Here is a 12,151-nt window from a genome sequence, read left to right on the forward strand (position 1 = left end):
GCAGAAGGAGAGAGCATGACCACCACGTCATTCCCCGAGGGATTCCTCTGGGGCGGTGCCGTCGCCGCCAACCAGATCGAGGGCGCCTACGACCAGGACGGCAAGGGACTGTCCGTGCAGGACGTGCTGCCCCAGGGGCTGCGTACGCCCCGCACCCCCGGGCCCACCCCCGACAACCTCAAGCTCGAGGCCATCGACTTCTACCACCGCTACGCGCAGGACATCGCCCTGTTCGCCGAAATGGGCTTCACGGTGTTCCGGTTCTCGATCGCGTGGAGCCGCATCTTCCCGAACGGCGACGAGGCCGAGCCGAACGAGGCCGGCCTGGCGTTCTACGATCGGGTTCTCGACGAGCTCGAGAAGTACGGAATCGAGCCGCTCGTCACGATCTCGCACTACGAGACGCCGCTGCACCTGGCCGACGAGTACGGCGGTTGGACCGACCGCCGCATGATCGGGTTCTACGAGCGGTACGCCCGCACGCTCTTCGAGCGGTACGGCCGTCGCGTGAAGTACTGGCTGACCTTCAACGAGGTCAACTCGGTGCTGCACGAGCCGTTCATGTCGGCGGGCATTCCCCCGCGCGACGACCTGACCGAGCGAGACCTGTACCAGGCGATGCACCACGAGCTCGTTGCATCCGCCCGGGCCACGCGGATCGCTCGTGAGGTCGCCCCCGGCGCTCAGGTGGGGTGCATGATCATCGCGATGCCGATCTATCCGCTCACCCCCTCGCCCGCCGACGCGCTCGCCGTGATGGAGCTCGATCACTCCAACCTCGCCTTCGGCGACGTGCACACCCGAGGGGCCTACCCCGGGTACTTCCTGCGCACGCTCCGCGAGAAGGGCATCGAGCTCGACATCGCCGACGACGACCGCGCAGACCTCCGCCACACGGTCGATTTCGTGTCGTTCAGCTACTACATGTCGGTCGCGCACACCGCCGATCCCGACAAGCTCGTGCGCGGCGAGGGCAACATCATCGGCGGCATCCCCAACCCGACGCTCCCGGCGAGCGAGTGGGGGTGGCAGATCGATCCCGTCGGACTGCGCCTGGTCATCGCCCAGTTCTGGGAACGCTGGCAGAAGCCGCTCTTCGTCGTCGAGAACGGCCTCGGGGCCCGGGATGAGCTCGTCGAGATCGACGGCGTGAAGACGGTGCTCGACGACTACCGCATCGACTACCTCAACGACCACCTCGTGCAGGTGGGTGAGGCGATCGCCGACGGCGCGGAGGTGCTCGGCTACACCTCGTGGGGCTGCATCGACATCGTCAGCGCGACCACCGCGCAGATGAGCAAGCGATACGGGTACATCTACGTCGACCGCAACGACGACGGCTCCGGTTCGTTGGAGCGCTACAAGAAGAAGTCGTTCGACTGGTACGCGGAGGTCATCCGCACCAACGGCGGCTCTTTGCGCGCCTGACGATGACGCGGGGGCTCGCCGCGCTGATATCGCGACGGGCCCCCGGCACCGGCGTTCATCCCTTTCGGCGCGTGATCTCCGCCATGGCTGACCAGTCGAGCTGCGACAGTTCGGGGTCGTCGACGGTCTCTTGGAAGAGTTCGCCGAGGAGGGGAGCCGTCGGGAGAGCCGCGCCGAGTTCTCGTGCGGCGGACTGCGCGAGGGTGAGGTCTTTCAAGCCGAGCGCGGCCGAGAAACCCACGGGAAGGTAACCCCGTTCGGCGATCATCTTGCCGTAGCCGGTGTACGCGCTGCCGGTGTATGCGGCGTCGGTGAGGATCTCGATGAACGTTTCGGCGTTCACGCCGCCGCGCTCCATGAGGTTCACGGACTCCGCCAGGGCTTGGAGGGTGTGGATCAGGTTGTAATTCACGCCGATCTTCACGAGATTCGCCTGCTCGGGATCTTCTCCGAGCCACCACGTGCGCTTTCCGAGCACGCCCAAGAACGCCTCGGCGCGCTCGACCGCCGAACGGGCACCCGCGGCGACGATGTTCAGTTGGCCGCTCGCCGCGAGGTGGGGACGTCCGAGGACGGGGGCGGCGACATACTCGACACCGGTTCTGCGGTGGCGCGTTGCCAGTTCGCGCGCGGCGTCCACGCTCACGGTGGACATGTTGACGTGCACCGATCCGCTCGCCGCAGCCAGCGCCTCGTCGGTGAACACCGACAGTTCAGCGTCGTCATTGGCCAGCATTGAGAACGCCACGCCCGCGCGAAGGGCCTCGGCAGGGGTGGCCGCCGCGCGGGCGCCGGCAGCGATGAGCTGCTCGACCGCTGTCGCAGACCTGTTCCACACGAACACCGTGTGGCCGGCGTCCAAGAGCCGGTGCGCCATGGCGGCGCCCATCGTGCCGAGGCCGAGAAATCCGACGGTTGCCATGAGAACTCCAGTGAATGTGCGAGATCAGGAGGGGGAGGGGGGCGGGCAGGTGGAGCGACGTTCGACGAATTCGGGCGCGAAGGTGAGGCGTGCTGTGGGGACCTCGACACCTTCGAGGAGATCGAAAGCGATCCGGGCGCTCTGTCGTCCGACCTCGAAGCCGGGCAGGCGCACAGTCGTCAACGGCGGATCGAGGTGGTCGATGAGCGGCGCGTCGTTGTACCCGACGATCGAGATGTCTTCGGGGCAGCGCAGGCCGAGGCTGCGGACGGCATCCAGTACTCCCACGGCCATCAGGTCGTTGTGGGCGAAGATCGCGGTCGGGCGCTCAGCCTCGGGGCGGCGGAGCACGTCCTGGGCCAGACGGCGTCCCTCGTCCACCGTGCTCTCCACGGCGTACTCCCCCGTCGAGACGTCGACTACCCGGGGGTGGGCGCTCACCGCGGCGTCGAATCCGCGCGCTCGCCGGACGAACGATGAGATGCTCACGGTGCCGGGTATCTGAGCGATGCGCCGGTGACCGAGGTCGATGAGGTGGCGGGTCGCGAGACGGGCACCCTCGAAATCGTCCGGGATCACCTCGAAGTGCCCTTGATCGGCACCGTCGATGGCCTCGAAGCCACGCACCGCGAGGACGACGGGCACCTGGCTCTCGAGCTCGGTGACGAAGTCCTCGTCGTCGACCTTGACAGCGCTGAGGATGATGCAATCGACCTGGTTGCCCAGCAGGCGGGCGACGACGCCGCGCAGAATCGCAGGGTCGTCGTGCGTCTCTGCGACCAGGGGCATGTAGGTGCCCGCGCGGGCCTCATGCTCGATGCCTCGGAGGAGGGAGACGATGAAGGGGTTCGCGAGGTCGGCGACCACGACGCCGATCGTGCCCGTGCGTCCTTTACGGAGGCTCTTGGCCACGGCGTTCGTGCGGTAGCCGAGTGACCTCGCTGCGGTCCGGACGCGGAGCCTGGTCGCCTCGCTCACGAGGTGCGATTGGTCGTCGCTCAAGGCTCGTGAGGCTGTTGCGACGTGCACACCCGCCCCACGGGCCACGTCTTTCAAGGTCGGAACGCGTGAGTCGGCCATGTGCGCACTGTAATACGCCTTCATCGTGCCCTCGAGTCGCTCGGGCACGCCGCGTCGGGCACGGACGCGCTGCTCCGCGGCTTTCGTCTTGCGGCGCGCGCGGGTGAGCGTTTCGTGTCGGCTCGGCCGCGCGGCTTGGGGGTCGTCCATCAATAGGGGTTCGCGACGATGAGTTCTTCGGCGGGGTACTTCGTCAGCACCACCGGGCCGTTGTCGGTGACGACGATCTCTTCTTCGATACGTGCGGCGGAGTAGCCGTCGCTGGCGGGACAGTACGTCTCGACGGCGAACACCATTCCGGCCTTGAGCTCTACGGGTTCGCGGTAGCTGTTCAATCGCGAGATGATGGGCCGCTCGTGCAGGCCCAGTCCGAGTCCGTGGCAGAACTGCAGGCCGAACGCGGACAGCTCGTCGTCGAAGCCCAGAGACTCGGCGGTGGGGAACAACGAGGCGATCTCGTCGGAGCCGACGCCGGGCTTGATGGCCGAGATGGCGTTGTCCATCCACTCCCGAGCCCGCGAGTACGCTGCCCGCTGCGGTCCGGTCGCCCGCCCCACGCTGAACGTGCGGTAGTAGCACGTGCGGTAGCCGTTGAATGAATGGATGATGTCGAAGAACGCTTGGTCGCCGGGCCGGATGATGCGGTCCGTGAAGTTGTGCGGGTGCGGGTTGCACCGCTCGCCCGAGATGGCGTTGATCGCTTCGACCTGATCGGATCCGTACTCGTAGAGCTTCTTCGATGCCAATGCGACGATCTCGTTCTCGCGCACCCCGGGTTTGAGCGCCTCGACGATGTCGGTATAGACGCCGTCCACCATCGCCGCGGCCTGATTCAGGAGCATGATCTCGTCGGCGCTCTTGATCTCCCGAGCATCGAGCATGTGCTGCTGAGCATCGACGACGGTGAATCCCTGCCGCTGCATTTCGAACAGGAATGGCGGTTCGACGATGTCGATCCCGACCGGCGCGTTGTGCAGGCCGAGATCTCTCAGGATGCCTTTGATCTCGGTGACGGCGTCGACCATGAGGCCGGCTGTGGGTGCCACGGCGCCTCGGAAGCCGAGAAAACCGGGGTGGTTGTGATCGTGGTTGAGCCACGGAGAGTAGAGCTGGTGGTGCTTGACGGCGGACCCGAAGTCCCACAGATGCGGTTCGCCGCCGCGGGTCAGGAGGGCGTAGCGGATCATCTTGTCACCGAGGGCGCCGCCCACCCATGACGATGTCGTGTAGCGGATGTTGTAGAAGTCGAACAGCAGGAAGGCGCCGCATTCGCTCGCTTCCAGCGCGGCCTGCGCGCGCGACAGGCGGTAGTCGCGTAGGCGGGAGAAGTCGACCCGCATCTCGTAGTCGACGCCCATCTGCCCGGGGGTCAGGAGAGGTCGGGAGGTGTTCTGGGGTTCGGCCATGGGTGGCGGCCTCTCTGTTCGTACGGCGGTAGCTCTTCGACGCTACCGCAAATTCAATCGATTGCATTGCAGGCGCGAGCGGCGCCGTGCTCGCGACGAGCGCAGCTCCCACGCTCAACGCGAGAGCGGTTCACGCGGTGCGAGCACGGTTCGCCAGCGCGGGTCCCGAGCTCGCTTCACGGCCTCGGATCGGCGATGTGCGGCGGTTTCCGGAAACGACGTTCGCGCGGGACGGATGCTCGATCCGGTTCGGGTGGAGGTGTCGCGGGCACGCACGACGGGCGTGCCCGCGACGGCGGTCTCAGCGGACGGCGGCGATGCCGTCGATCTCGATGGTGGCTCCGTTGTACAGCGAGTGCACGCCGATCACCGTGCTCGCAGACGGAGTGGTGGTGTTGACGATGGCGTTGCGCGTCTCGCGCCAGGTGAACAGCTTCTCCTGGTCGAGCTCGGTGATGTACACGTTCACGCGTACGAGGTCATCGTAGGTGACGCCCGCTGCGTTCAGCGCTCGCTCGAACTCGCCGTAGGTGAGCTCGATGGCGCGCTTGAAGTCGGTCGGAACGGACCCGTCCTCTTCGAATCCCACCTGCCCGGAGATGAAGACGAGCTCGCCCGCGGTCACGCGGGTGCTGTCGGAGATTCCCGGTACGACGGGAGCGGGGATGCGAGAGATGCGTTCGTTGGTCATGTGTTTCTCCTGTTTCTTTTCGGGGGGCTATTCGTCGCGTCCGTAGACGACGCAGAAGGGCACCGTCGCGGCCGGCAGCGCGGAGCGCTCGGACAGCGTGTGCCACTGACGGTTGTGGTAGACCAGCGGTGTCGGGTCGTGCTCTTCCGTTTCGCCGCGCGGCTTCGCCTCGATGGCTTCGACCACGATAAGGGTCGACCCGCTCGCGTCGACGCGCTGAACGATGCGCCCTCGCAGCCAGTGAGCGCCCGGGTAGTACGGTTCGCCCGTCGGGAGGCGGTCCCAGTCGACATCCGATCCGAAACGATCGACTCCGCGCTGCGCGCCGAGCTTCGCGAGCGCGAGCTGATCGGCGGCGAGCATGTGCACCACGACCGTATCGGCCCTCAGGATCGTGGGAGTGCTCGAAGACAGCGCGGAGGCGGAGAAGACGAGAGTAGGCGGTGCGATCGATACCGAGGCCACCGAACTGACCGTCATCGCGACCGGACCGTCGCCGGCGTCGGCGGTGACGATCGCCACCCCGGCCGGATGGGACCGGAACGCGTAGCGGAAATCATCTGCCGTGAGGGAGAGGGGTGTATCTGTCATGGTCATTCTTCTTGCCAATCAGTCCCGCGGTCGTTGCATGACCGGATGGTTCAGACGATGGGGAGGACGAAGCGGGCGTCGTCCTCGCGGTCGACCAGCACTCGACCGAGTGCCTCGTACCCGCTCGCGGAGAGCGTGTGGCCGTGTCGCGCCGCCGCAGCCTGATCGCGCCAGATGCGCTGCAGGGCAGACGACTCGGCGAAGCCGGCGGAGCCGTGGGCCGTGACGAGCTCGCCGATCACCTGCGTGACGGCGTCGACGATCCATCCCGCTTTCGCGCGCAACGCGATGCGCGTGGAGTAAGGGTGGTAATCGCCGCGCTCGGCGGTGCGGTAGATCTCGTCGGCCACCTGTTCGGCGAGTGCCTCCGCCGCGTCCAGGTGCACGGCGGCCTTGGCGATCGTGTACTGGAAGACGGTCGAACTGGCTTGCCGGTCGTATCCCGTGAACGCGATCGACTTCTTGTCCGACTCCGCGATGACGAAATCCAGAGCCGCTCGCCCCATGCCGAGATGTGGACCCACCAGGTTCATGAACAGAGACGGGACGAACATGGTCCGGTATGAGGTCTCGGTGTTGGTACCGACGTACCCGCCCTCAATGGCCGCGGTGAGCCGGAAGATCCGGTGCGCGGGGACGAAGACGTCGTCGGCGATCTGCGTCACGCTCGCGGTCGATCTCATTCCGGCCACATGCCAGTCGTCTTCGAAGGTCAGCGCTGACGTCGGGATGAGTGCCACGCCCGCATCGACGATGTCGCCGACGGCGTTCTTGAGCGGTACGCCGAGCAACGACCAGCTCGCCTCACGGCTACCGGTGCCGTATGTCCATCGGCCCGTCACCCGGTAGCCGCCCTCCGTCGGCACGGCGTCGGAGGTCGTCGCCAGGACGATGGATACGAGAGCCCGCGGATCTCCGCCCTGTCCCCAGACATCGTCCTGTGCCTGATCGCTCATCAGGCTCAGCACCCAGGCGCCGGTGTTGTAGATGCCGGCCATCCACGCCAGGCTGCCATCGCCCCGTCCGATGGCGCGAGAGACCGCCTGGATGTCTCGGGTGCTGGCTGCGAGCCCGCCGAACCTCCGGGGGGCGGAGACGCGGAACGCACCCGTCGCCTCGACGGCGTCGAAGATGCGTTGCGGGACGCGCCGGGCATCGTCCGCTTCGCGTCCTGCCGCAGTGAGCTCGGGGCGCAGGGTGTCGAGCTGATCGATGATCGCAGCGATGTCGCCGCGGACGAGTGTGTCAGTCATGGGGTGCTCCTTCGCGAGATTTCGTCATGCGCGTGTGTGTGGGCGAGCCGGGGTGCGGGGCGACTCATGTCAGCAACACGGCCGCGCCCTGGGGCCGACGGGACTTCTCGTTCTCGCGGAGGTTGAGCTCCGTGATGGAGTTGCCGGTGGGGGAGAGCCAGGAGTTGTGACGCAGGGCGTACTCGGGGTCGTGCCCGGGGATGATGCGGCTCGTCTCGTTCTTCAATTCCTCCTGCATGGTCCGGTAAGTGCTGATGAGGTTGAACGAGTTGCCCTGTACGTAGCCGGGGGCCCACATGCTCTCGATGTTGGAGTACCAGTACACGACGTCGCCGGCGGCGACGAAGGGGCCGTTGCGGGTCTGGATCTTGAACCACTGCGAACCGAAGGTGTGCGTGTCCTTGGCGAGACGTGCGGTGACACCGGGGATGATCTCCTGGTCGCCGTGGACGAACTTGATGCGTCCCTCGGCCAATCCCTGCGCCGCCTTCGCCAGGTCTACGGGATCGAAGGAGGAGAACACCCATGCCTTCTGTTCGTCGCTCGACATGCCGTTTGCCATGTCGAGCGCCGCGGACCAGCCGGTGAACTCTTCGAACTGGACGTAGAGGGTGGCGTTGGGAAAAGCTTCGAAGTTGCCGACGTGGTCGAAGTGCATGTGCGAGACGAGGATGATCTCGACGTCCTCGGGACGGATGCCGACTTGGCCGAGCACCTGCGTGGGGTTCTCCCAGTTCCACAAGGGGTAGCGCTCGAGCCAGTAGTCGTCACGGAATCCGCAGTCGACGAGCGCGACGTGCTGCTTGCCGCCCACTTCGCCGCCGACGAGGAGTGTGTAGAGCATGGGGACGCGCACCATGCCCTTGTTGCTGAGGACGCCCGAACCGCCGAAGAAGTCGTGGGGCATCTCGCCGTGGCAGTACTCGAGGGTGTAGATCGAGTAGTCGGTGTCGAGCGTGGAGGCGAACTTGGTGGAACCGGTGCTGCTCATGAGACTCCCTTGTGTGATGAAACAGGCTGTCGGATGGAGGAGGAGGATCGTCGCGCCAGCCGTTTCTGCAAACGATTGCTAAGCGCGATGTTAGGAAGCGAATATTGCCGTGATGTTTCCGTGCCGTGCCGAAATGCGTCGGTTTCCGCTGCCTCGGAGGTCGGGCGGATCAGGGCAGGCCGGGGGCGCGCCGCGCGAGGGGATGTCGGCCTCCCGTGGCGTTGTGGCGCGGTCTACGGATCGAACACCTCCGGATGCCGGACGAGTTCCAGTCGGCTGCGACGGATGTGCCTCGTGAGCACGTGTTCGGCCTCGTCGACGTCTCGGCGGCGAAGAGCCCCGACGAGGAGATGGTGGTCGTGGTGTACCGCTCCGTCGCCTTCGAGGGAGAGCAGTCGTGTGGCCTCGCGGCGGTAACGCTGAGTGCGGTTCCAGAGACGGATCACGGTGTCGCCGAGAACCGTCGTGTCGGCAGCTTGCAGGCTCGTGAGATGGAACTCGCGGTCGAGTGCGAGGAAGCGCTCGACGTCATCGGTCGCCTGCATCTCGTGCGCAAGGCTCGTCAGGTGATCGATCACGTCGTCGGTGAGGTTCGGCGCGCTGAGGCGGAGGAGGAGCGGCTCCAGTCGCTCTCGCATCCAGTACATCTCCTCGCAGTCGGCGACCGACAGCGTCGAGACCCAGGCGCCGGTGTTGGGCACGATCGTGACGAGTCCCTCTGCTTCGAGGGTCCTGAGGGCCTCGCGCACGGGAACCCGGCTCGCGCCGAGATGATCGGCGAGATCGTCCTGGCGGAAGCGTTCCCCCGGCGCGTACTTGCCGGAGAGGATCGCGTCGCGGAGCGTCGCTGCCACGCGCGCACCGGTCACGCCGTGCGATGGCGATGTGGTGATCATCGACATGTCGGCCTCATCGATCGGGGTGGGCTGCATGCCAGAGCAGTCGCGGAGCTCCCTGCTCGTACGCCTTGCCCTCCGGGAAGCTCACCAGCTCGAACTGCAGACCCCAGGGGCTGCGGAAGTAGATCCAGCGTTGACCCCGCGCGGCCTGCGCGCTCGCGGTGGGCGCACCCATCACCTCGACGCCGTTCTCGTGCAGATAACGCACCGCTTCGTCGAGGTCATCGACGTAGAAGGCGATGTGATATCCGCCGATGTCGCTGTTGCGCGGTTGCGGGGCTTGGCCGTCGACCGCCTCGTAGAGGAAGACCTCGAAGTTGGCGCCGTGTCCGAGGCGGTAGAACCGGATTTCGCGGATGACCGTGCGCGGGTGGACGCCGAGGTGCGTGTGCATCCACTCGTCGTCGGCGCGCTTCGGCCCCAGATCGTAGACCCGGTCGCAGCCGAGGATGTCGACCAGGAAGCGCTCCGCTTCGTCGAGGTCGGGCACGGTGAAGCCGATGTGGTCGGTTCCGCGAATGCCGGGAATTCCCCGGTGCACGATCGGTGTCACGCCTCGACTCCTCTGTCGCTCGTCATTGGATACATGGCATCCGCTGGACATGCTACGCGAGGCGCATCCAGAACTGCAATCGTTTGTATTGGATACGATGTTGCACTATCGTCCTTCCACAGCGGTCCGCCGACCGCGGTGAGAGGAATGGGCGAAGATGCCAAAGAAGAAGCGCCTTCGGACCGGTGTCGACTGGTTCGAGCTGGCGACGACGACAGCCGACTGGGACGCAGCCGACCCGTCGCTGCTCGGGACGATGCTCAGCCAGCTGCACCTGATCCGCGCCTTCGAGGAGACCGTCCTCGAGATCGCGGGAGAGGGACTGGTCCACGGGCCGGCCCACTCGAGCATCGGGCAGGAGGGCGGAGCCGTAGGCTCGATCGTGGGCCTGCGCTCCACGGATGGCGTGAATGGATCCCATCGCGGACACCACCAGTTCCTCGCCAAGGCTCTGACCCACGTGACGGGGGGCGTCATCGACCCCGCCCAGGCTGTCCCGGTCGACGTGCAGACTGTCCTCCAGCGCACGCTGGCCGAGATCCTCGGGCTGGCGCAGGGCTACTGCCACGGGCGCGGCGGGTCGATGCACCTGCAATGGTTCGAAGCGGGAGCGCTCGGCACCAACGCCATCGTCGGCGGTGGCGCGCCCATGGCGACCGGCAACGCGTGGGCGCAGAAGCACTCTGGCACGACGGATCTCACCGTCAACTATTTCGGCGACGGCGCGGCGCAGATCGGCTCGGTTCTCGAGTCCATGAACCTCGCGGCGGCGTGGAAGCTGCCGGTGTGCTTCTTCGTCGAGAACAACCTGTACGCCGTGTCGACCCGTGCGGACGAGATCACCGCGGATCCCCGCTTCTCCGTGCGCGGTCAGGGCTTCGGCATCCCGTCCTGGCGCGTGGACGGCATGGATCCCCTTGCGGTGCATCTGGCTATGGAAGAAGCGTCCGAGCGGATGCGTTCCGGCGAGGGGCCGGCTGTGGTCGAGGCCGAGGTCTACCGCTTCTTCCACCAGAACGGTGCCTACCCCGGTAGTGCCTTCGGGTATCGCAGCAAAGGTGAAGAGGCCGCGTGGCGTCTTCGCGATCCGCTCGATCTCGTCGCCCGCCACATGATCCGTCGCGAACTCATCGATGACGCGGGAGTGAAGGCGCTGCGCGAACGCGTGCAGCAAGCGATGACGGATGCCGCGGCGCAGCTCCTCGAGAGCGACCCCGACCGCCCGGGCAAGCGGCGCATCCGGCCGGAGCTCTGGCCGGAACCGAGCTTCGTCAATGTCGGCGTGCGCGGCGACGCGAGTGAACTGCAAGACCTGCCGCGCCCGCCCGAGACCGGCGCTCGCCGTTCGCTGAAGTTCATCGACGCCGTGGCGCAGGTCATGGACCGCCGGATGCAGGTCGACCCCCGCATCGTTGTGATGGGAGAAGACGTGCACCGCCTCAATGGCGGAACGAACGGAGCCACGAAGGGGCTCGCGAAGAAGTACGGCGACGAGCGCATCCTCGGCACACCGATCAGCGAGAACGCCTTCGTCGGCCTCGCCGGCGGTCTGGCGCTCGACGGTCGCTACCGTCCGGTCGTGGAGTTCATGTACCCCGACTTCATGTGGGTCGCCGCCGACCAGGTGTTCAACCAGATCGGCAAGGCGCGGCACATGTTCGGAGGCGACAACCCCGTTCCTCTCGTGCTGCGGACCAAGGTCGCGATGGGCTCAGGGTACGGTTCGCAGCACCTGATGGACCCCGCCGGGATCTTCGCCACGAGCCCGGGGTGGCGGATCGTCGCGGCATCGAACGCCTCGGACTACGTCGGGCTGATGAACGCCGCTCTCGCTCTGCAGGACCCGGTCCTCGTGATCGAGCACGTCGATCTCTACGGCGCGGCGGACGAGGTGCCCGAGGGCGACCTCGACTATGTCATCCCGCCGGGATCGGCGGCCGTTGTCCGCGAGGGGGCGGACGTCACGGTTCTGTCGTATCTCTCGATGGTCGCGCACACCAAAGAGGCGATCGAGCGGACCGGCATCGACGCGGAGCTCATCGACCTGCGCTGGCTGGACCGCGCCTCCCTCGACTGGGAGACGATCGGCGAGAGCATTCGAAAGACGAACGCCGTGCTGATCGTCGAACAGGGTGCCCAGGGCACGTCGTACGGCGCGTGGCTGGCGGACGAGATCCAGCGCAGGTTCTTCGACTGGCTGGACCAGCCCGTCGCGCGGGTCACCGGAGAAGAGGCGTCCCCCAGCATCTCGCGCGTGTTGGAGAGGGCTGCGATCGCCGGCACCGAAGAGGTTGTCGCCGGTCTCGAAGCAGTCCGCCGCGGATTCGGAGGCTGATC

General features: G+C 66.5%; 11 protein-coding genes. 2 read left to right on the forward strand and 9 right to left on the reverse strand.

The features are described 5' to 3' along the window. Window positions 1-15: 15 nt before the first annotated feature. Window positions 16-1,428: a glycoside hydrolase family 1 protein gene (locus QE388_RS07820; protein ID WP_307384568.1), complete on the forward strand. Its 1,413-nt coding sequence runs from the start codon at window positions 16-18 to the stop codon at window positions 1,426-1,428. A 55-nt stretch (window positions 1,429-1,483) separates the two neighbouring features. On the opposite strand, the gene QE388_RS07825 is transcribed toward QE388_RS07820, so the two are convergent. The 9 genes from QE388_RS07825 to QE388_RS07865 form a co-directional block, all read right to left on the reverse strand. Next, a complete protein-coding gene (locus tag QE388_RS07825) occupies window positions 1,484-2,350 on the reverse strand; it encodes an NAD(P)-dependent oxidoreductase (protein ID WP_307384570.1) in 867 nt (288 codons plus the stop codon). A gap of 24 nt (window positions 2,351-2,374) precedes the next feature. After that, entirely contained in the window at window positions 2,375-3,430 is a 1,056-nt protein-coding gene (locus tag QE388_RS07830) for a LacI family DNA-binding transcriptional regulator (RefSeq protein ID WP_275796064.1), read from the reverse strand. Between the two features lie 149 nt (window positions 3,431-3,579). After that, window positions 3,580-4,836 (reverse strand): Xaa-Pro peptidase family protein, encoded by a 1,257-nt coding sequence (locus QE388_RS07835; protein WP_275796062.1) that lies wholly within the window; start codon window positions 4,834-4,836, stop codon window positions 3,580-3,582. Between the two features lie 301 nt (window positions 4,837-5,137). Then, window positions 5,138-5,527 carry a RidA family protein gene (locus QE388_RS07840; protein WP_307384572.1) on the reverse strand — a complete coding sequence of 130 codons (390 nt, stop codon included), beginning with the start codon at window positions 5,525-5,527 and terminating at the stop codon, window positions 5,138-5,140. Window positions 5,528-5,554: 27 nt separating this feature from the next. After that, window positions 5,555-6,118, reverse strand: coding sequence for a flavin reductase family protein (locus tag QE388_RS07845; RefSeq protein ID WP_275800241.1), 564 nt, complete (start codon window positions 6,116-6,118; stop codon window positions 5,555-5,557). Window positions 6,119-6,168: 50 nt separating this feature from the next. After that, on the reverse strand, window positions 6,169-7,371 hold the full coding sequence (locus tag QE388_RS07850; protein ID WP_275800239.1) for an acyl-CoA dehydrogenase family protein: 1,203 nt from the start codon (window positions 7,369-7,371) through the stop codon (window positions 6,169-6,171). 64 nt (window positions 7,372-7,435) lie between these two features. Beyond that, a complete protein-coding gene (locus QE388_RS07855) occupies window positions 7,436-8,362 on the reverse strand; it encodes an N-acyl homoserine lactonase family protein (protein ID WP_307384575.1) in 927 nt (308 codons plus the stop codon). A 233-nt stretch (window positions 8,363-8,595) separates the two neighbouring features. Further along, the gene (locus QE388_RS07860) at window positions 8,596-9,294 is read right to left on the reverse strand and encodes a GntR family transcriptional regulator (RefSeq protein WP_307384578.1); all 699 of its coding nucleotides are present in this window, start codon (window positions 9,292-9,294) and stop codon (window positions 8,596-8,598) included. Continuing rightward, on the reverse strand, window positions 9,272-9,814 hold the full coding sequence (locus tag QE388_RS07865; protein ID WP_307384579.1) for a VOC family protein: 543 nt from the start codon (window positions 9,812-9,814) through the stop codon (window positions 9,272-9,274). The genes QE388_RS07860 and QE388_RS07865 overlap by 23 nt, the downstream gene beginning before the upstream one ends. Before the next feature lie 157 nt (window positions 9,815-9,971). Between QE388_RS07865 and QE388_RS07870 the strand changes: the two genes are divergently transcribed. After that, window positions 9,972-12,149, forward strand: coding sequence for a thiamine pyrophosphate-dependent enzyme (locus QE388_RS07870; RefSeq protein ID WP_275800231.1), 2,178 nt, complete (start codon window positions 9,972-9,974; stop codon window positions 12,147-12,149). Window positions 12,150-12,151 lie beyond the last annotated feature (2 nt).

The organism is Microbacterium sp. SORGH_AS_0969 (genome assembly GCF_030818255.1).
In the GTDB taxonomy this organism is placed as follows: Bacteria; Actinomycetota; Actinomycetes; order Actinomycetales; family Microbacteriaceae; genus Microbacterium.